The 26,614-nt window shown below is 45.6% G+C and carries 24 protein-coding genes and 1 CRISPR repeat array; of the genes, 16 read left to right on the plus strand and 8 right to left on the minus strand.

Annotated elements, in window-relative coordinates; translation table 11 throughout:
* From QT992_RS27545 to QT992_RS27580, 8 genes are all read left to right on the plus strand, one after another.
* On the plus strand, window positions 1–429 hold a 429-nt coding region (locus QT992_RS27545), incomplete at its 5' end, for an HNH endonuclease signature motif containing protein (protein ID WP_333340640.1).
* A gap of 225 nt (window positions 430–654) precedes the next feature.
* On the plus strand, window positions 655–2,193 hold the full coding sequence (locus QT992_RS27550) for a DEAD/DEAH box helicase family protein (RefSeq protein ID WP_333340643.1): 1,539 nt from the start codon (window positions 655–657) through the stop codon (window positions 2,191–2,193).
* 93 nt (window positions 2,194–2,286) lie between these two features.
* Entirely contained in the window at window positions 2,287–2,463 is a 177-nt protein-coding gene (locus QT992_RS27555) for a hypothetical protein (protein WP_333319559.1), read from the plus strand.
* Between the two features lie 772 nt (window positions 2,464–3,235).
* On the plus strand, window positions 3,236–5,944 hold the full coding sequence (locus QT992_RS27560) for a C2 family cysteine protease (RefSeq protein WP_333340646.1): 2,709 nt from the start codon (window positions 3,236–3,238) through the stop codon (window positions 5,942–5,944).
* 273 nt (window positions 5,945–6,217) lie between these two features.
* Window positions 6,218–6,679 (plus strand): DUF3598 family protein, encoded by a 462-nt coding sequence (locus tag QT992_RS27565; protein ID WP_333319555.1) that lies wholly within the window; start codon window positions 6,218–6,220, stop codon window positions 6,677–6,679.
* A gap of 15 nt (window positions 6,680–6,694) precedes the next feature.
* Complete coding sequence (locus QT992_RS27570) at window positions 6,695–7,909, plus strand: DUF790 family protein (RefSeq protein ID WP_333340650.1); 1,215 nt, start codon at window positions 6,695–6,697, stop codon at window positions 7,907–7,909.
* A 327-nt stretch (window positions 7,910–8,236) separates the two neighbouring features.
* Window positions 8,237–8,956 carry a DUF2786 domain-containing protein gene (locus tag QT992_RS27575; RefSeq protein WP_333340653.1) on the plus strand — a complete coding sequence of 240 codons (720 nt, stop codon included), beginning with the start codon at window positions 8,237–8,239 and terminating at the stop codon, window positions 8,954–8,956.
* A gap of 42 nt (window positions 8,957–8,998) precedes the next feature.
* Window positions 8,999–9,601 (plus strand): hypothetical protein, encoded by a 603-nt coding sequence (locus QT992_RS27580; RefSeq protein WP_333319547.1) that lies wholly within the window; start codon window positions 8,999–9,001, stop codon window positions 9,599–9,601.
* Between the two features lie 108 nt (window positions 9,602–9,709).
* Here QT992_RS27580 and QT992_RS27585 read toward each other — a convergent pair whose 3' ends face one another.
* The 4 genes from QT992_RS27585 to QT992_RS27600 form a co-directional block, all read right to left on the minus strand.
* Window positions 9,710–10,003: a DUF2442 domain-containing protein gene (locus tag QT992_RS27585; RefSeq protein ID WP_333086278.1), complete on the minus strand. Its 294-nt coding sequence runs from the start codon at window positions 10,001–10,003 to the stop codon at window positions 9,710–9,712.
* Window positions 10,004–10,016: 13 nt separating this feature from the next.
* Window positions 10,017–10,277, minus strand: a complete 261-nt coding sequence (locus tag QT992_RS27590) for a DUF4160 domain-containing protein (protein WP_333319545.1) — start codon at window positions 10,275–10,277, stop codon at window positions 10,017–10,019.
* A 340-nt stretch (window positions 10,278–10,617) separates the two neighbouring features.
* Window positions 10,618–12,495, minus strand: coding sequence for a tetratricopeptide repeat protein (locus tag QT992_RS27595; protein WP_333319543.1), 1,878 nt, complete (start codon window positions 12,493–12,495; stop codon window positions 10,618–10,620).
* Window positions 12,492–14,198: an NB-ARC domain-containing protein gene (locus tag QT992_RS27600; RefSeq protein WP_333378207.1), complete on the minus strand. Its 1,707-nt coding sequence runs from the start codon at window positions 14,196–14,198 to the stop codon at window positions 12,492–12,494. Before QT992_RS27600 ends, QT992_RS27595 begins: the two co-directional genes overlap by 4 nt.
* Before the next feature lie 100 nt (window positions 14,199–14,298).
* Here QT992_RS27600 and QT992_RS27605 point away from each other — a divergent pair, with 100 nt between their 5' ends.
* Entirely contained in the window at window positions 14,299–14,634 is a 336-nt protein-coding gene (locus QT992_RS27605; protein ID WP_333319539.1) for a hypothetical protein, read from the plus strand.
* A gap of 150 nt (window positions 14,635–14,784) precedes the next feature.
* Here QT992_RS27605 and QT992_RS27610 read toward each other — a convergent pair whose 3' ends face one another.
* From QT992_RS27610 to QT992_RS27625, 4 genes are all read right to left on the minus strand, one after another.
* Entirely contained in the window at window positions 14,785–15,336 is a 552-nt protein-coding gene (locus QT992_RS27610) for a Uma2 family endonuclease (RefSeq protein ID WP_333340660.1), read from the minus strand.
* Window positions 15,337–15,702: 366 nt separating this feature from the next.
* Window positions 15,703–16,419, minus strand: coding sequence for a GUN4 N-terminal ARM-like repeat domain-containing protein (locus tag QT992_RS27615; protein ID WP_333285844.1), 717 nt, complete (start codon window positions 16,417–16,419; stop codon window positions 15,703–15,705).
* Window positions 16,420–16,651: 232 nt separating this feature from the next.
* Window positions 16,652–17,224, minus strand: coding sequence for a hypothetical protein (locus QT992_RS27620; protein WP_333319535.1), 573 nt, complete (start codon window positions 17,222–17,224; stop codon window positions 16,652–16,654).
* A 281-nt stretch (window positions 17,225–17,505) separates the two neighbouring features.
* Window positions 17,506–17,715 carry a hypothetical protein gene (locus QT992_RS27625; RefSeq protein WP_333340663.1) on the minus strand — a complete coding sequence of 70 codons (210 nt, stop codon included), beginning with the start codon at window positions 17,713–17,715 and terminating at the stop codon, window positions 17,506–17,508.
* 1,076 nt (window positions 17,716–18,791) lie between these two features.
* On the opposite strand from QT992_RS27625, the gene QT992_RS27630 reads away from it, so the two are divergent.
* The 7 genes from QT992_RS27630 to QT992_RS27660 all read left to right on the plus strand — a co-directional run bounded on the left by QT992_RS27630 (window position 18,792) and on the right by QT992_RS27660 (window position 26,409).
* The gene (locus QT992_RS27630; protein WP_333340666.1) at window positions 18,792–21,428 is read left to right on the plus strand and encodes an AAA-like domain-containing protein; all 2,637 of its coding nucleotides are present in this window, start codon (window positions 18,792–18,794) and stop codon (window positions 21,426–21,428) included.
* 72 nt (window positions 21,429–21,500) lie between these two features.
* Window positions 21,501–21,971 (plus strand): type II toxin-antitoxin system RelN family antitoxin, encoded by a 471-nt coding sequence (locus tag QT992_RS33785; RefSeq protein WP_445305375.1) that lies wholly within the window; start codon window positions 21,501–21,503, stop codon window positions 21,969–21,971.
* Complete coding sequence (locus QT992_RS27640; protein ID WP_333340669.1) at window positions 21,961–22,323, plus strand: type II toxin-antitoxin system RelE/ParE family toxin; 363 nt, start codon at window positions 21,961–21,963, stop codon at window positions 22,321–22,323. The genes QT992_RS33785 and QT992_RS27640 overlap by 11 nt, the downstream gene beginning before the upstream one ends.
* 18 nt (window positions 22,324–22,341) lie before the next feature.
* Window positions 22,342–22,965: a Holliday junction branch migration protein RuvA gene (gene ruvA / locus QT992_RS27645; protein WP_190742029.1), complete on the plus strand. Its 624-nt coding sequence runs from the start codon at window positions 22,342–22,344 to the stop codon at window positions 22,963–22,965.
* Between the two features lie 16 nt (window positions 22,966–22,981).
* Window positions 22,982–23,167, plus strand: a complete 186-nt coding sequence (locus QT992_RS27650) for a CRISPR-associated endonuclease Cas2 (RefSeq protein WP_333340672.1) — start codon at window positions 22,982–22,984, stop codon at window positions 23,165–23,167.
* Window positions 23,168–23,535: 368 nt separating this feature from the next.
* Window positions 23,536–25,456: a CRISPR direct-repeat array (repeat unit 36 nt; unit sequence GCCGCAATTCACTTTTCCCCGCAAGGGGATTGAAAC).
* 114 nt (window positions 25,457–25,570) lie between these two features.
* The gene (gene rpsO / locus QT992_RS27655; RefSeq protein WP_190661928.1) at window positions 25,571–25,840 is read left to right on the plus strand and encodes a 30S ribosomal protein S15; all 270 of its coding nucleotides are present in this window, start codon (window positions 25,571–25,573) and stop codon (window positions 25,838–25,840) included.
* A 95-nt stretch (window positions 25,841–25,935) separates the two neighbouring features.
* Window positions 25,936–26,409 (plus strand): PAM68 family protein, encoded by a 474-nt coding sequence (locus tag QT992_RS27660; protein WP_333319525.1) that lies wholly within the window; start codon window positions 25,936–25,938, stop codon window positions 26,407–26,409.
* Window positions 26,410–26,614: the final 205 nt, after the last annotated feature.

Genomic DNA, 26,614 nt, shown 5'->3' on the forward strand with positions numbered 1-26,614 from the left:
AGTAGGGGAAAAGGGAACATCAACAAGGAGAAATACTGGAGAACAGTAAGCGACCGTAATTGGTGTTTCAGTACAGAAAACGGAGTGGAATTACTCACCCATGCAAGTACGCCAATCGTAAGGCATACAAAAGTCAAAGGTGAAGCCAGTCCATTTGATGGAAACTGGATTTATTGGAGCAAGCGTAGAGGTGAATACCCAGAAACACCCAACAGGGTTGCATCATTAATCAAGCGTCAAAAGGGTATTTGTCCTCACTGTGGTTTATACCTTACCAGTATAGACATTGTAGAAGTTGACCATATTAAACCAATCTCGTTAGGTGGAAAAGATACCTACGATAACTTACAACTTCTACACAAACACTGCCACGACACAAAGACAGCAACAGACGGGTCAATACGCTCTAAAGGAAGTGTTAAAACCTGATAGTTGGTCTTGAATCGTATCCGTACCAAGGATGGAATTATCAAGGAGCCGTGTGAGGTGAAAGTCTCACGCACGGTTCTGAAGGAGAGGTTAGGGGGGTAACTCCCTAATCGACTCTAACTCAGCGCCTTTAAGACTTAAATTATGGTCTTAAGAATCCCCGCAGCTTCAGCGCGGGGATTGTCAATTATAATTTAACAGCAGCGACTCAGGTCTCCAAAAACAATGCCACGTTTACCTACTTTAACATTCGATCGCGGAACTCTATTGCTGCACCCGCCGCCCAAAGGCAGAGACTGGGTGGACTTTGCGACATGGGACGATCGCGTGGAAAAATACCGCATTCGAGCAATTCACTACCGCCCGCTGGTAGAATGCCTCCAAGCCGAGTGCATTCACTTCACCGACGAAGCGAGGGGATACGAACTACTCGAACTCGTACCCAGCGTGGAAATGCAGCCTTACCCACATCAAGAACAGGCCCTCGCAGCTTGGCAGGAAGCAGGAAGCCAAGGAGTAGTCGTGCTCCCTACCGCTTCCGGCAAAACTTATCTGGCACAATTAGCCATGCAAGTCACTGGTCGCAGTACATTAATTGTAGTACCAACTCTCGATTTAATGCACCAGTGGTATGCTAATTTAAAAGCAGCTTTTCCCGACATCGAAATCGGATTGTTGGGCGGAGGTTCGCGGGACAAAACGCCAATTTTAGTCGCAACCTACGACAGTGCAAGTATTCATGCAGAAACCTTGGGCAATAAATACGGTTTGCTAGTTTTTGACGAATGCCACCATTTGCCAACGGACTTTTATCGAGTAATTTCCGAATATGCGATCGCGCCTTTTCGACTGGGACTGACAGCTACACCCGATCGCACAGATGGCCGCCACAGTGATTTGCATTTTCTCATCGGCCCGACAGTATTTAGCAAAAGACCCGAAGATTTGGCAGGCGATGCTTTAGCCGACCATAAAATAGTTCAAATTATGGTAAAACTGTCACAAGAAGAAGCATCTCGCTACGCCGAATTAATCAACATTCGCAACGACTTCTTAAAACAGTCTAACATCAAAATATCTAGCCTCGATGGTTGGAAACAGTTTATCATGGCAAGCGCGCGATCGCCCCTGGGACGGCGCGCCATGCTAGCCCACCGCCAAGCCAAAGAAATCGCCCTTTGTACCGAAGGAAAGCTGCGAATTTTAGCCAAAATACTAGCAGAACACTCTCCCCAGCGCACGCTAATTTTCACCGGAGATAACGCCACAGTTTACCGAATTTCCCAAGAATTTCTCATCCCCACAATAACCCACCAAACCCCAGTCAAAGAACGCCACGAAATCCTCGATCGTTTTCGCAGCGGCGAATACAAAACCCTCGTCGCTTCCCATGTCCTCAACGAAGGAGTGGACGTTCCCGACGCTAGAATTGCTATCATATTGTCAGGTACCGGCAGCGAACGCGAATACATTCAGCGATTGGGTAGAGTTCTCCGCAAAAGCAGCGATGTAAATAAGTTAGCAATTCTCTACGAAGTCGTCACCGAAGACACCAGCGAAGAAAGAACATCCCAGCGCCGCCGAGGAGGAATGCAGCCTCACCAACCCCAACCACAAACACAAATAGAACCGCCAAAGCCAGAATATCAGAAATTAGAAATTGTCAAACCGACACCCATTTACGGAGTCAACCGAGAGACAACCAAAAAAGCAGCAGAATCACCCGCAAAATGGGGAGAAGACAATGATGAAATTCCCTGGTAGTAAGCTTAAACTATTTCTGAAGACTCTCTTTCTTTCTCTCTCTTCCCTTCGCGTTCTTCGCGACGAAGAACATCCCAACGCCGCTGAGGAGGAATGCAGCCTCACAAACCCCAAGTAAAAACAAAAATCGAACCGCCGCAGCCAGAATATCAGAAATTAGAAACTGTCAAACCGACACCCATTTACGGAGTTAATCGGGAGGCGACTAAAAAAGCAGCCGAATCACCAGCAAAATGGGGAGAAAATTATGACGAAGAAAATAAAGATTGAATATTGCCAACTTAGTGTATAGCCTTAGAATGCCAAATTCAGCTCCGTTAGCCCCTTTATGAAAAAGGCTCTTGAAAAATTTTGACCTCAAACTATACGGCTATTCTCGATTTGTAGTGGAAACGGTAGTGTAAGCGTCTCGCTCACGCAGGCTTTCGGGCCTTTACCACCGAAAGTTTTATTTTTATTATCACCTAAAACTCACGAGAGGCGGGGCTTTGGCAATCCTTACGGGTAGTTTATCGCCAGTGTGCCATTTGCGACACTGATTTTTGGGAAGCTTAGGAGTTTGACGGGGCTGTCACCCCGTGAACCCATACAGTGTTTACTTTTCCAACTGATTCAGCAAGCCTTAAATAATTATACAGATTGCCTAGTCATCTATCTAAGGTATGATATTTGTGTAAAATAAGAGTTAATAAAGATGCAATAGCTCATCAATATTGTCGTCAGCAACTCCTAAGTAGACGAATAAATTGGCTGTTCTGAATTGGTGGTGGAAAGGGTAGTGTGAGCGTCTCGCTCACGCAGGCTTTCCGGGCTGTAGCACGGGAAGTTTTATTTTTATTATCACCTAAAACTAACAAGAGCCAACTACAACGTCTGCCGGACTTTATCCTCGAACGTAGTCAAGGACAGACAAGCGAGATCGAGGGGGTATTTCAGCGGGATTTGGGCTCAATAACTAATTCACAGCTCTAACTAATTCCTAGGTATTGCTGGTGGGATTTCTCCTGTCTTCGTACATTCATCTTTAAGGGTTCATATACTCATGTCATCCAATAACTTGTTTGATTTGACCAGCGGTGTCGATATTTTTACGATCGATACCAAAGTTCCGGCCGGTTTTGGGATTCGAGCGCTCGCAGGAGCAGATTTCATTGTCGGCTCCGATCGCCCGGATTGTGTTTATGGGAACGATGGAGCGGACTCGATCGCCGGTGGAATCGGGAACGACAGCCTACAAGGCGGACGCGGAGCCGATCTGCTATTGGGCAATGCTGGAGATGATTATCTCCTGGGAGAACGCGGTAATGATGTTGTCAATGGCGGTCAAAACAACGACACATTACTCGGTCAAGAGGGAGACGATTTCCTAGCCGGGGGTGCTGGAGTTGATAGTCTAATTGGTGGCGATGGTTCCGATGCTTTTGTCTTGGATGTCGCTGATGCTATAACTAATCCGGCTCTCGCCGATACGATCGCCGACTTCAGCGATGAAGAGGGCGATGTTATTGCTCTGACGGATGGAGCAGGCGATGCCCTGACTGAAGCCGACGTAACGCTGGAAGCCAATGGAGCCGACACTTTCATTCGGTTGAAAGCAACTGGTGCGATCTTGGCGCGGGCGCTGGGAGTCAGCCCCGATCGCCTGACAGGCTTATTCAGTACCGTCAAAGCGACACTGGACGATACGGAAGCGGGAGCTACAGCGCTGGGTTCAGTGCCCGGGGGAGCTAACCTTCAGGGAGCAGTGAGCGATGAAGATTATGCCGACTTTTTCCAATTCCAGGTAACGGAAACGAGCATTGTTAACTTTGGCTTGAGTGGCTTGAGCGCAGATGCGGATCTGGCACTCTATCAGGATTTGAACGACGATGGGGAATTGGGAGGAGATGAAATCATCTCTTCCTCGGCAAAATCGGGCGCTGCGAATGAAACCATCGAGAACGTCACCTTAGATCCGGGTAAATATTTCCTATCGGTGGAGGCATATGAAGGCAACACCAACTACAGCCTGAGTTTGGCCGGTGTTGCCGGAACTGTAGCCCCCGATCGGGCGGGCGATCGACCCAGCACGGCACGCCTGCTGTCGCCAGACGGTGAAGTGGAATTGCACGATTATGTGGGCGGCACTGATGCAGTGGATGCCTATCGCCTGGAAGTGCTCAACGCGGGGTATTTGGATCTGTTTACCGATTACCAGGAGGCGGATCTAAATTTGACCGTCTGGAGCGATCGCAATAGCAACAACCAGTTGGATGCGGATGAGATTTTTGCCCAGGGGACGAATGAAATCCAGGAAGATAACATCAACCCCGGTACCTATTACGTCAATGTCACCGCCCCAGGGGCGGCAACGCCCTACAAAATTGCTGCCATTTCCGAACCGGGCAGCCGGGTGGACATTGAACACTATGACCCGCTTTTCCCGGGCATCCCCACAGCCGGCACCTTGACTCAAAACGATGACTTCGATCCCAACGATCTGGAAAACTATGCCGATCCCTATCTCCTGCCGGAACTGGGTGCTGGGTCAACGGTGACTGTGACTCAAGAATCGGAGGATTTCGATGCTTATCTAACGGTGGTGGATCTGCTCACGGGCGAAGTGGTCGTTGAAAACGATGACATTAACACCAGCGACGGAGACTTCAATGCCCAGGTGAGTTTCACCACGGAACAGGGGGGTCAATATGTGGTGTTTGCCTCCAGCGTGGATGCTCCGGGTTTGGGGGACTATACTCTGAATGCGACGGTGACGGGGACTTCGGTGGCAAACGTGGTACCCAGTGCGGGTGCTGACACTCTGTTGCCCCCACCCCTCTTTCTCGAAAAGGGGCAGCGGGCTGATACCGGTCTCCAAGAAGATACGGCTCATGAATTAGTCTATGCCCCTCTAACGGGCGGTCTAGCCCTGCCGATTCAACTCCCTGCCCTGAACCAAGGACAATTCGGCAACTGCGCCTTTCTTGCAGCCCTGGCGGCCACGTTCGGCAAGATCGAAGATCCCAGCCAGGCTGCCTCCAAGCAGAGTGTAGTGCTCAACAATCTCATTACGAGCGATGGTAACAACTATACCCTCCAGTTCTACAACTACGTAACAGGCCAACCGCGGACGGTCACCGTGGACAACCAGGTGGTGACCAACAAAGATTTAGTGTTTGGGGTGAAGTGGAACCCGGATGACGTCAAGCCGAGCCAAGCGTCGGGGCAACCCATCTGGGCCCCCATTTTTGAACGTGCTTACGCCAAGTTCCGGGGTGAGGAGACCGGTCGCAATGGCTATGATGCGACAGGGAATGGCGATCTAGCGGGGATTGCCCTCAAACGGGTCACGGGTAAGGGGACCGAAGAGATTGTGTTGAAGCCCTCCGAAGCGGCTCCACAATATTCTTTGATAGAGTTTTCAGATGAGGAGGGCGAAGGTAATCTATTAGGAAGTATTACGCGCGATCAAACTTTTCAACGGATTCAAGATACCTTGAATCAGGGTCGCTATGTCGCGGCTGGGACAGTCCCTGATGCCGAGAAGCGATCTGACAATGTGTTGGTTGGTGGTCATGCCTACAGTATCCACAATGCCTATGAGACTAATGGCCAAAAGATGCTCCTACTGCGGAACCCCTGGGGGACAGACAATGGAAAGGGCGCCAGGGCATCGGAAGATCCGAGTTCTAACACTAAGGATGGGTTTGTGGCCATCACCTTCGATCGGTTTTTGGAGAATTTTGGTCTGGTGAGTCTGTCCAAGCCATAGTACCGATCGCTTGTTCACAATCCAACTGTTAAGTTGGAAAATATTTAGGTTGGGTTTCGCGAAAGGAGACCCAACCTAGTAAACGGCTGTTCGGTTTCCGATCGTCAACTCAACCTACGAAATAGGTTCCTACTCATACCGACACGCAATTTTAGGCTGCACCTCCTAAATTAGAGGTCTTTGAGTAATATCCTCTTCTATGATTTTGGCTACAGTAAAATTAGATGAAGCTGGAATAAAATATCATCAACAACTAATTTACATTGCCTAAAAATGAGCGAAACTGCACAAATAACTAACTTTAAAGTTTTCCCCCAACATACAGGAGTTTGGGAGGGAGACTGGACAAGACTCGATGCAGACTGCAAGGAAACCATGCGTTTTACAGCCGTGTTAACCCAGAAAATTGTTGACAACCAGTGGAGGCAAACTAACGTTCAAACTTATGCTAACGGCAAGAGTGAAACCCAAAATTTTGTTGGTCATGTTGTCGGTGAAGGGCAAGTGCAAATTGAAAGTCCAGACTCGGTTTTTTCCAACTACAAGACACTAGCGACAGAAGTTGGAGAGAATTTGATAATTTTTCAAATATGGGACAAAGCAACTGGCATTCTGAGGGCTGTTGAAACCATCAATCTCGTCAGTTCCGATCGCCGAATTCGGACTACCCAAAGCTTGACAGAAGAGGGAAAACTTAGGGGAGTTATGGTGATTGTTGAACAAAAAATTGAGTAAAACTTTTCACTGCTTATGTTACCCACTGATTTATTAAGTCACCGCCAAAACGGGGAATCAATCATCCCTCTCCGCCTCAAGATAGATGCTAAAAACTTAGAAGCAGCTACCGAAACGATCGACTGCTTTCAAGAGTCGATCGGCAAAACCCAAGGCGAGCTCGACGGACGCTTGCTAGAATTAGAAGGCGACAGCCCGGATTATCGGCTGAAACGGGGATTAGCGCACCTGCTGAAAAGCGGTTTCTGCACCTTAGAAGTCATCAGTCCCCTAGAACCCTCAGAGTTGAGACAGCGGGTTTTTGCATTGTCGGCGCGATCGACTCCCAGCCCTCAATCTACTCAATTAACCCTGGAAAAAGTAGCAAGTGAACTCAGCCAAGAGTTAAACAGAGAAGTTTTTCCTCACGAAATCACTACAGGTTTATACGCAGATTTAAACGAAAACAAAATCCTCACTGAGTTTAATGCACCAACACCCGAAAACTTGCTTCACAAATACAATCTTTCTCAAGTTCAAGGCATATTTTACCGAGCAAGTCAAGTGCAATTAACCGCCCACCGCAACGATCCAGGAGAATACAAACTCTTATTTCGCTATCTGAAACTATTTCAATTAATGACTTACATCGAAGGCGATGCAGATCACGGTTTTACACTGACAATAGACGGCCCTACAAGCTTATTCAAACCCAGTACCCGCTACGGCTTAGCCCTCGCGAAAATGCTGCCCGCACTGCTGCACGTCACCAAATGGAGTATGCACTCGACACTGCACACAAAAGACCCTTTTAGCGGCGTTTTGAAAACAGGTAAATTTACCCTAAATTCCGACTGCGGTTTAGTCAGCCACTATCCCCCTGGCAAGCCTTATGATAGTATGTTAGAAGCCGCATTTGCTGAAAGATGGAATTCCACAAAAACCGAGTGGCAACTAGAGCGAGAAGTTGATTTAATTCCGATTCCAGGTAGCGTGATGATTCCCGACTTTCGGTTAGTGCATCCCGACGGGCGAGTGTTTTTATTAGAAATAGTGGGCTATTGGCGGCCGGAGTATTTGCAAAAGAAATTTGCCCAAGTACAGAAGTCTGAATGCGATAACTTGATTTTAGCTATTTCCGAACGGCTGAATTTAGAAAAAGCCGGAGTGAATGTAAATGACGTGCCAGCAAAAGTAGTCTGGTTTAAAGATAAATTGCTGCCCAAATCAGTCCTAGAAGTCCTCGAATAGTAACCAATCCGCCCATCAGTTGCAAACTTCTTTCTTTCATTCTCTCTCTCTGCGCCATCTGCGCCCTCTGCGGTTCAAAAAAATCCTCCTCAAAAAACCTCGCACATTCCCAGCTATACTAATACCAATTTTTTATGAGGCCCCGTAGAATCCGATCCCCCCTAGCCCCCCTTAATAAGGGGGGGACAAGATTCCGATCAAAGTCCCCCTTCTTAAGGGGGATTTAGGGGGATCGAGATATGTGCAACTTCACATTAAATTGGTATAAAATAGGAATTCACCCAAATTCTTGCCACCACATACTCTCACCCTAAAACCGATTGAAAAATGCCAGACACAAGTATTGTCGAAAGAATCAAAAAGCTTTTAGCCCTCGCCACCTCATCCAATGAAAATGAATCGACTGCTGCCGCCGAAAAAGCTTCCCTTTTACTGGCACAGTACAATCTCAGCCTCGCGGATTTAGGGCCAAATCACCAAGAAGAGATTGACGAAAACTCAGTTGAAACAACATCGAAATTTGTCACTTGGAAAATGATGCTGCTTTCAGGAATTGCCGACGCTAACGGTTGCACTGCCATGCGAAATACTTATAATGGCAGTATGTTTTTGGTGGGAACTTATACAAACCTGATTGTTTGCAAACATCTGTACGAGTATTTGAGTTCTGCGATTGAAAAAAGGGCTAAATACCGCAAAGGAAACGGCAGGGGGTTGGCGTATCTGAATGCTTTTCGGGTTGGATGCGCGACAAGGTTGAGACAAAGATTGTTGGAACAAAAACAGGAGATGGAAGAGTCGGGGATTCCGGGTTCGGGGGATGTGGCGGCGACTCCAGGGATTGTTGTGCGATCGATGTTTGAGAAAAATCAACAGGCGATCGCGGATTATCTAGAGGGCCGAGGGGTTAAAATTAGAACGAGAACAGATTCTCAAGTCAGCAGCGAGGCCGGTTTTAATTCGGGGTATGAAGTGGGCGACAAAATTAGTTTGCACAAGCAAGTACAGCCTGAAGAGGGACAAAAACAACTCAATGAATCTCTGTGAGTTTAAGTATAGTTAGCCATTCAATTTATACTGTTAATCCCTATGCCCTACAGTTCTTTCACCACAATCGGTAAAGTCAAGGAATCATTTAATCTAACCACTGTAGAAGCAGTTCGTTTTTTGCCTAACATTGACCCTATTTCCCCCTCACAAACACTGACTGCCTTTTTGGAAGAAAGCCTGCCGTTTGCCTCATCCGCCAGCGAAAAAGCTCGTTCTGAGGGAATTATTTTCCCTGTTTTGCTAGAAGCGAGACGAATTTTACAGCGGCGAGTCAGCTTATTTTCTGGAGAAGACTTCACAGTAGACGAATCAATAGGACTGAACGGCGTGTGTGATTTTCTCTTTAGCCGTTCCGAAGAAATTCTAGAAATCGAAGCACCGGCCGTCATCATTGTGGAGGCAAAAAAATCTGACCTCAGAACAGGATTCGGGCAATGTATTGCTGAAATGGTGGCAGCACAAAAATTTAATGAGGCTAAGAAAAAGCCGATTGCCATAATTTATGGTGTGGTAAGCAATGGCACTCAGTGGCGATTCCTCAAACTCGAAGGGCAAACTGTGACAATTGACTTGATTGATTATCCACTTCCTCCTGTGGAGCAAATTTTGGGGTTTTTGGTATGGATGGTGCGGGAAGGTTAGCGGGCTGACGGGGAGACAACCCATCAGAGCACAGATAGAATCAAGGACATACAGCCCTTGAAAAAGATGGTAGATAATTATTGACGAGCATTACCAATGCGTCACAGCTTATGTTTTTTCGCTCAGTAATTGTCCCTTCAATTCCTGAAATTTATTTTCGCTTGGGTGAGATTGAAACCAGAGAGAATCGGCACAAAATTCTATTTCTCCAGGCCATTGAATGTATCGACCATTCTCGCCAATAGAAACTTGGGCAAAAAATTCAGCATCGGCAAGCTTGGCTAAAATACCACCTGTCTCAATTATCGGGTTAAAATCAACAACTATACTACCACCATTTGCATAATCAATATGCAATTTATGTTCGTTTTCTATGGTAATTTTTTTGATTTGATACAGCATATTAATTTTTCCTTTATTCCAAGGGAGCAATTGGCGATGGTTGTTCACCTTGACGGCAACGGTTCCAGTTTTCCGATAGTTCTTCTTGATGAAGTGCTGTCCATTCCAAAATCATCGACCTGACACGATTTGGTGCTTTACCTTCAAGAATAGTAATAGGAGAAATACCTACGATTAATTCATATTCTCCGTAGATAGCATGAAAATGAGGTGGTACGTGGTCGTTGTAAAACATCCTGATTAGGATACCGTAAAACTGAGAAATAACTGGCATTTGAGCTAACTTTTTCAATTATCAAGGTGGTATTGACGATCGCCTAACTATTATATTATCAGATTTACGGTTCTCTTGGATTTATGGCGATAGCGTTAGCGTAGCGTGTAGCAGACGCTTCGCTGCTGCACGTAGATTGAGAAGTGTCTGCGAATGGCGATCGCTCTTAGTCATTTTGAGGAATATCGCTATTGCATCTTCTATGTAGATAGCCACACATCATAAGTCATGTTTGTTCCGTCAGTAATCGTTTCTTTAATTCCTGACACTCTTTTGCTAGGGGGATGCCTAATTCTGTGGCGATGGAGAGGGCGCGATCGCCCGAATAAAAAAATTAACCTCACTCAAATTTTGATTTTTTGTCTACATAATTGCCATAATTAGATTTAGTCGATAGAGCTTTTTTGGCAGAAAAGCATATTTGTAGAATTTGCCAAAGTAAAATGCTAAAAATAATGCTAACGCCGATGGTAATTCCCATAAATATAATAATTGATATGAGAGCAGAGACTGCCCCACCTACCATCAGTATTATTGATAATAAAATTATCGAAGGTATAACTAACCAGTGTTTAAAACTAAGTTGAAATAAAGCATCCCATAGTTGACTATATTTTTCTGTCTCGGCATAAATAAATACTAAATCAATCAATATTGCTATCTCTCTTCCGCGTTCTCCTAATTCTTTGGCTATTGGTAAAGCTTGCTTATAAAATTCAATAGCTTTGGTTTTGTCTTGCAGCTTTTTATGATTAGAACCCAAACGAGCCAATGCTACTGTTTCCATTTGGCGATCGCCAGTCTGTTTTGCAACTGACAACATCTGCTCGTAACAATTGTTTGCTTTTATGTAATCTTTTTGCTCAGAGTAAATACCTCCCACACTAACCAGAGCCAAGATTTCCGCTTCACTGTTATTGACTTCACTTAGAAGAATTAATATTAGCTGATAATACTCTATAGCTTTAGGATAGCTTTTTAGTTCCTTATAAGCTTCTGCAATACCCAATAATACAGCTATTTCTCCCTGGTTGCCCATCTGTCGCACAATTGGTAAAGCCTGCTGATAGCACTCAATTGCTTTGACATAATCTTTTGAAGCTACATAAGTTGTTCCCAGACCAAACAAGACCAAAAACTCTCCTTCAATGTCGCTTTTTATTTGTCGCACAATGCTCAAACTTGCCTGGTAAAAATTAATGGCTCGATCGTAATCCCCTTGTAGGTAATAAATCCATCCCAAATCTGCTAGTGCCTGTCTCTGACCCAATGGGTCTTGTCTTTCTTTTGCTTTTGATAAATGCTGATTGTGACACTCAACCGCATTAGTATAATCTTTGAGACGGCGGTAAAATGCACCCACATTCATAAAAGACTTTTCCACACCTTTACTGTATTGAATGTCTTGCATTATATTCATGCTTTCCAGTAGGCATTGCATAGCTGTAGCATATTCTTTACGAGAGCGGTAAACCACTCCTAAACCTCCTAATGCTGCTCCTTCAAGTTGGCGATCTGAAATTTCGTGTGCAATGAGTAAACCTTGCTTTAAATACTCTATTGCTTGAGTAGAGTTACCCTGGATATGGTAAAAACCGCCCAAATTTGTTAGTGCCACGCCTTCCATACGACGGTCTGGGATTTGCCGTGCAATAGCTAAACTATCCTGATAGCAATTCATTGTTTTGGAAAACTTTCTTTGAGATAAATAAGTATTTCCGAGACTTGCCAAAACTATCCCTTCTAAATGGCGGTCTTGAGTTTCCAGTGCAATACTCAAGGCTTGCTGATTGTATTCAATCGCTATTTCATATTTTCCTAAAGCTTGATACGCATTTCCCAGACCATTTAAAAAAGCCGAATTAACTCTTGGCGATGTCAACTTATGTAAAATCAGGTTATAAACTTCGATTTGTTCTAAATAGTATCCCCAATTACCCAGTTGATTGTGTAAAGTTTGATTTGTTTGTGTATCTAAAGAAGTAAAAAGGATTTCACTAGCTCTTTCCCAGTCTTCCACTTCGCAGAGATGGTAGAACGCTTCCAGATAGCGCCGCACTTTGTCTAAATTGGTAGCATCAGGTGGTGGATCGTCCTCAACCGTGAGGTAGTATTGTACTGCGGTGTATCCGGCAATTTGCTCAATCGGAACTTCATCTATATCGATTCCTAGCTTGGCAAAAAGCAATAGCCCTGAACTTAATTCATTAATCGTCATAGTGACTTAACCTCATGTTTCAAAGTTTGCACTAACTTTTTATAGTGTTCTAGCGCCACACTGCGAACTAAATTGTGTTGCCCTAAAACCCGCTTATTATTGTGATTAACTGATTCCTCAAGTAGGTAGCGATTGCACAATTCCTCTAGAGCTTTGTCTTTCCGCACTTCGCTACACTCTTGAGCTTCTAAACGCTTCACCAAGTTTACTAACTGCATCAGCCACCCCTCCTCTTGTACTGGAGCGCGATACACAGAAGCCGCACAAAGCAATATATAAGCGTCCTTGACCTGCTTTTCCAATCGGTCAAATACAATTTGCAAACGTTTTTTGTTCACTTGATATCGCACTTCCCTTGTGAGTTTATGTAACTCCCACTCGTCTTTTTCTCCCAAAACTTTTCCTTGCTCTGCCTCTGCTAGAGCCTTTTCTACGTCTTTTATCTTGTCGCAGATATCATTCCAGTAGGCTTGCACATTCCCATTAAAAGGCTCATTTTTAATTTCCCCGCTAATTACCCGCAAAACTAGAGGATGACCCTTGTAAGCTTTGCCAATTCTCAACAATAGAAGTCTATTCGCTAACTCAGGACTAATATCTAGCCCTGTTGTCTTGAATAATGCCACCTGCTCCGATTCGTCCAGCCCGTACAAGATTTGTTGATGCCAGAAATTCTTGTAACGGAAATCTACCAAATTAACTGGGCGATCCTGTGATGTGATGATTAACCGACTTTGGCAAGATTCTGCTGATAATACGGTCAAAAATAATTTTTCCCACCACTCATCGACGAAATCACCCCAGCCTCCTTCTTGATTTTCCTTTAACAGGTTCTCCAGAGAATCAATCAGCACAAGCACCTGATTCTCGCGCAGGTGTTTCACTAACTTGTCAAACAATCGTTCTGGCTTGTTATCTTCTGGTGAACCTTCCCCATACCACTCGTATAGCCAATTCTTGGCGACACTAACAAAGTCTGTGGCTTTCCCCTTGTCAAAATTTGCTATCCGCCACCTGTTCTTCCAATCTTCCTGTAACCAGTCTTGTAACTCCACTGCCAATCTTTCAGCCAGGGCAGTTTTACCTATGCCTGTTAAACCGAGGATGAGTAATAAGCGACACGACCCACGAAGCCGATCGCTCAGTTGTTTGACCAGCTTCTCGCGACCTTCCTCACCACCTACCCAGAAAGAGTCATATTGTGAAAACTCTGGAATTGCCTTTGTCTGTGGCAATAGGTTATTGTCAACCTGCACTTCCGAGTCATCTATCCCCACACCCTTATAAAGTGCAACAAAGTTATCTTGCCGAATTGCCCGCCCGCCTTCCAACCTCTGCACGGTCGATTGATCGACACTGGTGCTTGGGTTTGCGATTTTCGGTTCCTCACCACCTACCCAAGTCTCATCATCATAGACTGATGGCTGCGATTCGTTAATCCCTTGAGAATTACCAACACCTATCAACTCAGGCATTGACTTGGCAAACAGAGCAATTAACCCTGGTAGTTTACGTTCTCTTTCATCTTGAATCTCAAAGCACCTATAAAGCTGTCTCAAATTCTGCTGTACAGCATCTGTGCTCCCATCACAAATATCACAGGCAATTTTTGCCTTACTCTCACCCGCTAACACTCTCAAGAGTACCTGCTGGCGCTTGGAAGGTAGTGTATCGAAAATCTCTCTGATTCTTTTGGTATCCATATTAGGCGTTTCTCATAAAAATGAGATTTGTCTCACTACCAATATATGAGATTCCTAGCTGTCATGCTTAAAAAGTCAACCCACAGAGGAAACTTTCATTATGACAAGTCTCAATAATCGACAATCACTGAATTTCCCCATTCAACTAGAACTACCTCTAATGCCTCAGAAAATAGATCCACTCAGCCAAATGGAAGAAGCAATTCAAAGTATGCTAGGTCTGACATGGAAAACTGTGCTGCTTCACATATCACCACGCAGCGCTAAAGAACTGATGCGACAGCACGGAAAACTGATTGCTATCCATGATGGCGAAGCCCGGATTAAAGTCTCGTCAACACCACTTTTGCTAATGGCAATTCAAAAACTTCCCGATGTTGAATCAGCCTTCAGCAAAGCTTTTGGGACAAAAGTCAAAATCCGTCTAGAAGTGTAAGTGATATCGTTTTCGGTGACAGTGTATTATTCAATGCTTTGCCCGCGTGCGGTGCGTGACAGTCAATAGTCCCACCGCCACTCCTTCAAAGTTTTCCCGTTGTCACGCACCCTACGACTGATATCTTGCACAGAGTACGATCGCCCTCAATCAATCAATCAACTCCGCCTCTTCAAAAATCTGTCTAGTCGTCAACTCCAAACCCGGCAGCAACTCATCCACAATCGGTGTATTATCCGTATAAACTTGACTAGAACCATCGGGGAAAAAGCTTTTTATTAAAATAGCTTCTGGCTCAATCACCCAAACTCGCGGAACTCCCGCCGCCAAATAATCTTTCGCCTTCTCTTCAAATTCCTTCATACTTTTATCCGGCGATATAATCTCAATCACCAGTTCAGGAATTGCGGGACAAGCTTCATTTCGCCGCCAACTTTTCGGCAGACGTTCATAAGAAATGTACGTTAAATCGGGAACAGGTGCCCAATCTTTATCCTGACGTTTTAACAAAATTGCCCATTCTGGAAGCACTCGCCCGCGTCCTTTACACCATACACGAATCAGGCCACACAAAGCTCCCTGTAAACTGGAATGAAAAAATTTTGGAGACACTTTAGGAACTGCTTCACCATCTACAAACTCACAATATATATCTGGGTCGGGCAAAGCTAGAAATTCTGCTAAAGTGAGTTTGGTTCCCATGCCTACCATGACTCCCAGCCCTCTCGCTAATTAACTCCTATCATGTCCGATCGCTCACCCATAATACATTTGCCGGGGCGGGTTTGTGAGATTGTCCGTTTTTGGCAAATATTATTGGTGAACCCGCCCCTACAGGAATCAGGGTAATCGACCGGACATTATATCAAATATCAATTATACAAAATTTCCCAACTTTTCTAGAAGTACGATCGCCCCTGGGCCTCTATGCCAAAAGTGGAACAGGCGTCCCGCCTGTGAATCTCTGTGAATTTCTGCGCCTCAAAAATCCCAATCCCAATTCCCCAAAAACAATAGCGGGGCAGGCCATCCAGCCCGCCCCGCATTCTCCAAAAGCCCCAAAACCATTCACTTCAACCAGGCAGGATGAGCCATCAAAGCTGCAAACGGCTGCACTCCTCGCAACTGATTTGACAGCGGCAAATGCCCTCTCGGCGCGCTCAAATCCCAGATAAACTCTTGCGGATACCGCGTCCAATTATTCCCCTTTTTCCAGCCAATTAGCGGCCACAACTTATCCCAATTCTTCCCCGAACCTAGCCAAATTTCCCGCTGCACCGAAAAGCCAAATTTGCCTTCGGAATGAACTTTCCACAGCGTATTAATTGTTTGCAAATCCGTTACGGGCAAACTCTCAACTTGGGTAAAATACAGCCACTTTCTCACAGAAGCTGTATCACCAGCTAATTCACAAAGCTTGTCTAAAGTCAAGCGATCGGCTTCTTGAAATTCCTGTAACGCCAATAATTGTTGCAGCGGAGTGTAATCAATGTTAGAGTCCGATCGCAGCGGCACAACCCCAGTGGGAAAATTCGCTTGCAAAAACTCCGCCGCTCTCGGAGAATTAGCAGTGTAAAGAATTTGGTAAGCCTTACCCATTACCGCAGTCGGTGCCTCTGACTTGCGCTCTAATAAAAATTCCATCAATACATCCCAACCGGAATCTGCTATTTGTTGTTGCAGCAGTTGCAGTTGAGCTTTTTCCGAACCCGACCTCAACTGAGAGCGGAGTTCGGCTGTATCGGCCGCCGAGTCTAGAGGAGAAGTAGAAATCGAGTCAGTCATGAGAAACTATCAGCTATCAGCTATCAGCTATCAGCGATTAGCTGAAGCCCTGGTTTTCCCCCATTGTACAATGGTACTGACTCCGATTCACTTCTCTGTACTCGGATGCCTGCGCGCAACGCCGCCTGGTTTAGCCTCACGCCCGCACACTTTTCGCCAATGGCAGCAATCGCAAATAAGTCTACCATCTGAAATTTACGATCGATGCCATGTCAAAGAGTTTTTCCTGAACCTAGTCGTCCACGATAGAAACCCATGCAGAGAAGGAAGGCGGAAAAAAGTTTATGTCATATTCCGACTCTTCCCACTCTTTGACCCAAAGCGGCACGGCGCCTGGGCGAGGAGTTGCAGAAAAGGTGCGTTCTTTGACTTCGATCGAGTGAAATAGCTGTTTTAAAGTATCTCCCCGATCCAAAGCTTCGCTGAGGATGTCGTCTAACTCAGGATCGACCCGTTTGACACGGTTTTTGTCCTCCTCCAGCCACAGAAGTTTCAAAGACTTCAGATCCCTCGGACTGAGGATGCTCTTGTAGTACACGCGCTTAAGGGTCGCTACGGGCTCCAATGAGCGTTCGATCCTGCGAATTTGCTGAACTCGCAGGTAGTGCCATTCCGCTAAACGCTTGCTTTCCGAAGGCGGGAGAGTACCCTTGCCCGCTGCGTGTTTGTAGTCGTATTTAATCAAACTGCAAGCCATATTGGCTAGCAGGTGAATCAACTGTTTTTCTTTGGGTGTTGCCTGACGCCGTTCCTGGGTTCTTGTCAATACGCGCTGTCTGCGGGTAGTTTCGAGAGTATTTTCCATTAGGTTTTTACGAGATGAAATACGATTGTGCCAGATCCAAATCCCGAACATCAGAAGGTAAGGAAGTTTACAGGCGGGGAAACTCCACCGACAGACTCGCCTTACCTGTTTATTTTCCCATCCACGGTTCTCGGAAACTGACCCCCACCCCCGGGATTAGGTAGACTGATATTGGGATCTAGTTTTAACCGCCTCGATTACAGGCGGTTGCGACAACAAACACCACCACAACTACAACCACAACCACAACCGCGCAAGAGCGAACCACACAAGAGCGCCAATTATTTCCTGTTTTTACCCGTTTTTACCTCTTCTTCGTCCCCATCCTCATTCGTTCCAGTGTAGTTAAAGTCGGGACGACTCTCCCAAGCCGTCAAACTCCTGGCTGATGAAGGTTGTGGAGCTAGTGCCGAAGCGCTGGCGCTGCCTGCCTGGAAAAAGCCGAAGCCAGCCGAGGCAATTACCCCTAATACTAAGATGCTGTTTTTCATGTTCGATGACCCTGATTTGCGTAGATTGGCACTTTCTGGCTAACCCGATATATCAGAAATGGGTTGATGCAATAACCCACTTGTCTTCTGATAAATCTGCCTGCCATAATCAATTCAGACAGGCACACCCGCTTGCGATCGGAAACGCCGGAAGTGACGTGTTACTAACGTCCACGATCATCCACCAACCAGATTCTTTTGGGTAGTGGAGCGAAAGCCATCAGGGCGTCGATCCATCAGGGAGTTATGCCATCAGGGTGCTAATCCATCGGGTAGTTAAGCCATCAGGGCGCATCTTCTACAATTAGCCACCGACTTAACTTTTATAGTTGAGTGAGTGGTTAGCCTGGTACTGACAAAGCCTTTAAGAATTAAACTTTTTGTGGATGCATCCTGAAAAGTTTGTTCTTAGGAATCCCCGAACGCGAAAGCTCGGGGAAAGTCAGCAGCATGGAATTCCATGCAATCTAAGTCAACTAAAAAAACGCAGATTAACGATATCTCCCACTCAAGCAGTCCTCAGCCAAACGCTGGGGTTTTTTATTGGCAGCCATTGCGAGCGCCTTTTTCTCCGGCATTCGGCAGGCGGATCTGAAGACAGAAGGTTGACGGCGCTGTGGTTATGAGTTTCCCTGCCAACATCATACCACCGGGTGAAATTTAAAGTATTATTGTAAAAAAATGTGAAAAAAAGGGCGTTTTAGCGTTTTGTCACTCGATCGAGTGAAAATTCATTTAATTATGTGAACGAGTGTAAAAAATCAAGTGGCGGAGTACGATTGGGCCGATCGTAGGATTTGGGGGGAACGCTTGCAAAGATACGGTAAAGATTGAGAAGGAGAAAGCTGAGCTAGTAGACAATAGAGAAAGAGGAACAAAAATTTCCCACCATAGTAAGGCTGATTCAAAAAAACCATGCAAATGCAACAGGCAAACTCCAAACCCTTATTGAATAAGCCATTGCCCAATCTAAAATCTAAAATCTAAAATCTAAAATCGTATAAGCGGGCAATAACTCCAATTCGGAACCTTTCGATCGCACAGCATAGAGGCGTAAAATCTTGATGAATTCCCAGATGACAGCAGAAGTCCACTCAACGTACCAATATCAAGTCGGAGGATATTTGCCTGCCGGTGCGCCCACCTATGTCAGGCGATCGGCCGACAGCGAACTCTACGAAGGACTCAAAGCCGGAGACTTCTGTTACGTGTTGAGTGCGCCACAAATGGGAAAGTCCAGCCTGCTAGTGCAAACGGCCAAAAGGTTGCAAGCCGAAGGTACAGTTTTTGCAGCCATCAACTTGAGAAGCATCAGCAGCCCAGATATCTCCCCCCAAAAGTGGTATGGGGGAATCATGTACCGCATGGCAAGCAGTTTACACATCACAAACAGGTTTGATGCCATCAAGTGGTGGAACGATCGCGAACTGCTGCCGCCGGTGCAGCGATTGGAGATATTTATCGAAAAAGTTTTGCTCAAGTCACTTCAGCAAAATCTGGTAATTTTCCTCGATGACATTGAAAGCATCAGCAGCCTAAATTTCAGTACCAGCGATTTTTTTGCTTTGATCCGGGCTTGTTACTCCAAGCGGGCAGAGCAACCGGAATACGATCGCCTGACTTTTGCTGTTATGGGAGTAGCAGCCCCCTCAGCATTGATCCGAGATCCAAGATGCAACCCTTTTAATATTGGACGGCAGATTCATTTAAGTCGATTCCAACTGCACGAAAGTTTGCCGCTAGCAAAAGGATTAGCCCTGAAAGCTTTTCGCCCCCAAAAAGTGCTCCAAGAAATATTAGCTTGGACGGGCGGCCAACCGTTTATAACTCAAAAAATTTGCCACTTGGTACTTGAATACGGGCCTTTCATTGGCAGAAATTCCGAAGCTAAGCAGGTTGAAAAACTGGTCAAACACAGAATTATTAAAAATTGGGAAGAAGAAGACGAACCCCAACATTTGACAGCAATTCGCGATCGCATTTTCCATAACCACTGCGACCTCACGCGGCTGTTAACGCTGTACCAGCAAGCTTTGCAACCGCCCCAGCCCACAAAATCCGGGGAATCGCAGGGAGTACCAGCAGATTACTCTCCCGAAAAAATCGAATTGCAACTGTCAGGACTGGTTGTGAAATCTCACGGTAAATTAATAGTTGCCAACCTAATTTATCAGTCAGTTTTTAATCAATTTTGGGTGGAAAAAGAGCTGGGAAAATTGGCTCCGTACCGATCCGCCCTAGCAGCATGGCTGGCTTCAGACCGCGAAGATGAATCGCTGTTATTGACAGGGGAAAGTTTGCAGTCAGCTTTGGATTGGGCGGAGGACAAACAATTAAGCCAAGAACACTATTGGTTCTTGAATCCCGATCGAACTTTTGGGGAAAAACCGACAGTTGTTGTCGCACAAGTTGCAGACAGCAGCGTAGACACAGATGCAGGCAGCAGCATCCTCACCCCGCCCTCAGACAGTGTTCCAATTGGCAGCAACGAACAGAGATTGTACGATCACATCGTCTCCTGCGTGGAAACAGAATCCCCCGCACAGGTGATCGAGCGGTTCCGAAAGCTATTTATCGACGGCATGGGCTATCCCGATCGAGCAATTGAAGCAACTTTGTACAGTATAGTCTCCGTCAAGCGATCGGATCAGGACTTTAAATATCTCCTCCACCGCTGCTGCTACATCCCGATCAACCGCTGGCAATTGAATTCCCAAAACCAATTCGCGATCGCCAAGTTGGTAGCTTTATTTAAGCAGACTTCTCCCCGATTCGGGATGGAATTTTACATAGTCAAGCGCTTGCAAGAACAAATAAAATTATTTACGAAAAGTGACGAATTCCAGACCATAGAGCGCTTAGTAAAAGCCTTAGATAGAGAGGCGGAACAGCAGCAACAAGATACAGATTCTCCTTTGGGCGAATTGATCTGTCGGTATCCTTATTTGTACGGCTATTCTCTACTGAGCAAGGACAGCATTGAGGAAGACCAACAAACCATCCAAAAACTGGCATTTCAAAGACAGCGACAATTTGAAACACATTTGTCTAAATATTTGAATTATATGGTTGAGCCGAGAAATACAGAAATAGGAATTGTCCAGCGAGCGGCTAATCCCACACTTTTGAACGATGCAGAACTGCACTTAGCGGTGAGGGAATTTGCCGGAAAAGTAGCAGGCGATCGCAGCTACAAAGAAGCGGCTCAATTTTTCCTAAGAGATTCCCGACAAACTCCATCTTACGCTTCATTTAAAGTGGATTTATATGAATATTTAATATCGTCGATCGAACCAGAATACGGGGGGCGTCAATTTAATGACCGTTTGTACAAACAAATCAAAAATACATTGCGAGAAAATGACTCGGTGAAATTCAATAATCCATTGTTAGTTCGTACTTGCCACCAGTTGTTCAACTTCTTAGTAGTGGAAAATTCCCAACATCCCAGCCACTACGTTTTTTACGACTTGGTGTATAACCTCGGCGCCAGCAGGACAATGGGTTTACTGCTGAAACTTGTACTGCTTTCGGGCAAAGTCAAACCAGAGTTGGAAAAGCGATTTTCTATTTTGTTTAATCACTATGAAGGTAAAGCTTCTAATGAAATTATGTGGTTTGTCAAATCCTTGGAAAATTTCAATGTGGCTTTGGTTGTGAATTTTGGTAAGACGGATTTGTCTTTGGTTAAACAGCAGCTTATTTTGACTTGAGAATAACAAAATCGCTCTAACTCGAACAGGGTTATATAATAGTATTAATTTAAAAAAATCCAGGAGAAACCAATGAAAGCCTTTGAAGTCACAGGAACGATCGACGAAAAAGGTCAATTAATTCTCGATCGACCTTTAACCGCAGAAACTCCCGGCCGCGTGCGAATCATCGTCCTCTTTCAGGAACCTACAGATGAAGGTGAAGACGACCCCGACGATACTCCAGTTGAAGAAGTAAAAGCTAGTCTCAGAAGAGCGTTGCAGCAAGCCAAAGCCGGACAAACCCGACCAATCTCTGAACTGTGGGAGAGAATCGATGCCGAAAAAGGTCAATTATTGCTCGATCGACCTTTAACACTGGATATGCGCGGTCTACTGCGAATCATTCTCCTTCTTTCGGAACCTATAGATGAAGCTGAAGACGACCCCGATGATACTCCAGTGGAAGAAGTAAAAGCTAGTCTCAGAAGAGCGTTGCAGGAAGCTAAAACTGGGCAGCGAATACCTCTTTCTCAAATGTGGGAGGGCATCGATGTCGAATGAATCCGAACTCGTTCAGATCGATTTAACGCCTGAGTATAAGCGAAATTTGCGTGAATTATCCAAACGATTTCGCCAAATCCGGCTAGATACTGGGCCAGTAATTGAGCAACTACAGGCTGGCAATTTTATTGGCGATCGCATTCCCGGAATGGGCGAAGATTATATCATCTTAAAAGTCCGAGTGAAAAACAGCAACATCCAAAAAGGGAAAAGTGCAGGGTATCGCATGATTTATCAGATTGAATCCCCGTCGATCGTACTTTTGTTAACCATTTACTCAAAATCAGATCGAACAGATATCAGTCTCAACGAAATCCGCAGCATCATCGCCGAGTTTGACGAAAACGAATAGCGGTGTATTATAAACTCTATGATTAGCTATCTCAAAGGCACAGTAGCCGATATCGCCAAAGGCAGCAACCGCGTCATATTGACTCTCGAAGTCAATCAAATCGGCTATGAAATCCAAATTTTGCCCCGCGTGACCGGTCAATTGCCAGCCTCCGGCGAAGTCGCCCAAATTTTTACCCACCAGCAAGTTAAGGAAGACCAAATCGTATTGTACGGTTTTGGCAGCGCGGCAGAACGCGATTTGTTTCGGCAGTTGACGAGTGTTAGCGGTGTGGGTGCTCAACTGGCGATCGCACTTCTCGATACTTTAGGATTGCAAGATTTAGTCCAGGCGATCGTCGGCGGTAACACCCGCATCCTCGCCAAAACCCCGGGCGTGGGTACAAAAACCGCAGAACGTCTCGCCCTCGAACTCAAAAGCAAACTCTCGGAATGGCGCCAGCAAGCAGGTTTGACAACTTCAGTCGCCGCCGGAGTCCCCCCAGCTATTCAAGAAGAAGTCGAGATGATCCTGCTGGCGATGGGATACACTGCGGCTGAAGTCTTGCAAGCGCTGCAAACCCTCAGTCAAGACAGCACTTTGTCCGCCAAAGGTGATGCGGATGATTGGATACGTGAGGCGATCGCCTATTTGAGCCGATAGTTTTCTGCTTAATACTATGGTTTTTGAGTGTGTCCTGTCTCAGCGTCAGTTTGAGGAGTTCCGCACTCGGCTGCGGGGACGGGTCAATTTGGATGAAGATAACATCCGTTTTTATGCTTTGTCAACGCGGGCGATCGGGCAGGTAGAAACTTGGGGTTCTGGCCCGTCGGTGACTCAACCGCCAACTTCGATCGTTGTTTAAAGTATTTTTTTTGACACTTGACAGCTAGGAACATTTAGGTTAATATTACCGCATTGCTAAATTCAAGTAGTAAATCCACAGAAACCAAAATTAACTTCTAGTGTTAATTACTACCCGAATCAACAGCACCAGTACCTAGAAAATTAAATAGATTAAAGCAGTGTTTTAGCAATTCAATCATTTAGCTGTGCGATCGCCTCGCTAAATGGCTGAAACACAGATTCTCTCGTATAGGCGGCCGTTCTATTGTGCAGTAAGGGTTTCAGCGATTTTCGGCAGCCAATTTTCGGCTCTAAGTGAGCTCAGCATCAGAGGCGGTCGCAAACGGCTTCTGGAGCCTTTACTGGGCAAGGTTTTCACAACGAGAGGCCGCAATTCACTTTTCCCCGCAAGGGGATTGAAACAGTCTGGATTGTCACCAATCATAGCTATGCCAGAACCACGAGAAATGCCGCAATTCACTTTTCCCCGCAAGGGGATTGAAACAACTTCGGGTGCAGGATCTACCCGTTCTCGACCTTTAGGCCGCAATTCACTTTTCCCCGCAAGGGGATTGAAACTTTTTTCTTCTGAACTTTGTTCTGGTCGATAAAAAAGTGCCGCAATTCACTTTTCCCCGCAAGGGGATTGAAACGAGAAAGTGAAAGTAGCGACAGGTTTTGCAATTTGATCGGCCGCAATTCACTTTTCCCCGCAAGGGGATTGAAACTGATCTATGCTTATACCTCTCAGACAAACTAGGCAAGAGGGATCTGGCCGCAATTCACTTTTCCCCGCAAGGGGATTGAAACTCTACCGCACAGTCACAAAACGGCCCAATGAATTTTAAGGCCGCAATTCACTTTTCCCCGCAAGGGGATTGAAACAAGTAACAATTTCTCGTATGTTGTGCATACTACTAAGCCGCAATTCACTTTTCCCCGCAAGGGGATTGAAACTTTTGTAGTTATTTTACCATTAAAACCCAATCTTAATTGCCGCAATTCACTTTTCCCCGCAAGGGGATTGAAACAAGAATGTTCAGACTTTCCTCCACATTCCAAAGCCGCAATTCACTTTTCCCCGCAAGGGGATTGAAACATAGAAAAGGAATCTAAATCAATACCCGCAGATACAGTTTTAGGCCGCAATTCACTTTTCCCCGCAAGGGGATTGAAACATTACAAACTCAATAGCAGGGTAGGGATATACCACTAATGCCGCAATTCACTTTTCCCCGCAAGGGGATTGAAACGAGTCTGTGCATCGTGCCTATCAAATGTTTCTAGAGTGCCGCAATTCACTTTTCCCCGCAAGGGGATTGAAACTCAAATTCCTTCTTGAGTTTATCTTCACGGGTCTTTAGGCCGCAATTCACTTTTCCCCGCAAGGGGATTGAAACTTCTCCGTTTCTTCTTTCCGCAAGTAAGAATAAATTCTTTTTGGCCGCAATTCACTTTTCCCCGCAAGGGGATTGAAACATAAGTTTGTGACTGGAGCTACTCAAAAGTTTACTAAGGCCGCAATTCACTTTTCCCCGCAAGGGGATTGAAACAAAAGACTTAGACTTAATCCATTGATCAAAAAAGTTATACGCCGCAATTCACTTTTCCCCGCAAGGGGATTGAAACTTTAAAAGATATACAAGATTCTTATCGTGAAAACCCAACTGTACCGCCGCAATTCACTTTTCCCCGCAAGGGGATTGAAACAGGGTAACTTAAACTGAAAAATACAGTAAATATGAAAGCCGCAATTCACTTTTCCCCGCAAGGGGATTGAAACCCAGGTAGGACGCAGTTCTGTATAGGTGAGAGCCCAGTCGCAATTCACTTTTCCCCGCAAGGGGATTGAAACTGTGTACGTAGTTGGTAATGCCCTTCCCTGGGCCAGTCGCAATTCACTTTTCCCCGCAAGGGGATTGAAACTAGCTCTTCCTGGCTCAAGGCATTAGGCCCCTTCCCCACCTTAGTCGCAATTCACTTTTCCCCGCAAGGGGATTGAAACTTTAAAGGAGCAGTTTTACCAGGCAGGTATATACTGTCAAGTCGCAATTAACTTTTCCCCGCAAGGGGATTAAAACTTTTTCTGTTGTGTTCTGCCTCATGCACCAGTACCGCCGCCAAGTCGCAATTCACTTTTCCCCGCAAGGGGATTGAAACATCATCTCCACTCTATGATACATAGGCAAAAGATTTATTATGTCGCAATTCACTTTTCCCCGCAAGGGGATTGAAACTTCCTCTGACAGAAGCGCAACCAGTTTCGTTTTTGGTCGCAATTCACTTTTCCCCGCAAGGGGATTGAAACTCGGTCGGCGAACTTTTGCAGCAAAAATTTCATCCTACACGCTGCAACCTTCTCCATTCCCTGTGGTACAATTGCAGATTGTGACAATCGTACAAAAAAAACTAAAATCAATTCATGGCTCTTACACAACAGCGCAAACAAGAAATCATGGGCGACTTCCAAACCCATGAAACCGATACAGGCTCAGCAGATGTCCAAGTCGCCATGCTGACCGATCGCATCACAAAACTCAGCGCCCACCTGAAAATCAACCAAAAAGACTTCGCCTCCCGGCGCGGTTTGATGATGATGATCAGCCGCCGCAAGCGCCTGCTGGCCTACATCCAAAGGGAAAATGTCGATCGCTACAAAGCATTGATTGCCCGTCTAGGCATTCGCGGCTAAACACCCAAGCCAAAATTTGCGACAATATTCTTTAATCTTGGACAAGCACCAAGACTTATTGAAAAATGTTCGAGATTTCAGGTTAGAGATAAAATATGTCCTCCGAACCACCCCGCAAGCGCTTGCCCTTTGAACCGGCAACAAATCGTAAAAAAACGCCTAAAAAGCCCCCAGAACCCCAAGCAAGCCTAGCCTTAGAGTCGGATTCTGCCGACAAGCAGCCGAAAGCTAACAAAACCGGAAAACAGTCGCAATCCATCCCCGAAGTAGTCAGCCAACGCATGATATCCCGCATAGCGGTATTCTGCGGCATACCGACAATGCTGGGAATTTGCACATTTTTTGTCAGCTATTTGGTAGTCAGCAAAGGCTTGTTTGATCTGCCCAACACAGCAGTATTGCTGGTAAGCATGGGCTGTTTTGGTCTAGGCGTTCTGGGATTGAGCTACGGAGTCCTCTCGGCTTCCTGGGATGAAGAAATTTCAGGAAGCACTCTGGGGTGGGAAGAATTTAATACCAATTTTGGACGGATGCGAGAAGCGTGGCGCGCCGCCAAGCCAAAAAGTTAGTCATTAGTTATTAGTTATTGGTTATTGGTGACAACTTAACATTAAACCGATAGTCCGATAGTCCGACAGGGAATGAATTCCCTGTCTCAAAGCGAAAGTCCTCTAAAGAGGACTAAGCGGTTGGACATTTAAAGGACGATTGTAGGGTGCGTCAGTACATAAGCGTTTCCCGCATAAGCGCGTAAGTGTTCTAGCTGACGCACCT

This window comes from Microcoleus sp. T3_D1, assembly GCF_036700405.1.
Taxonomy (GTDB): domain Bacteria; phylum Cyanobacteriota; class Cyanobacteriia; order Cyanobacteriales; family Microcoleaceae; genus Microcoleus.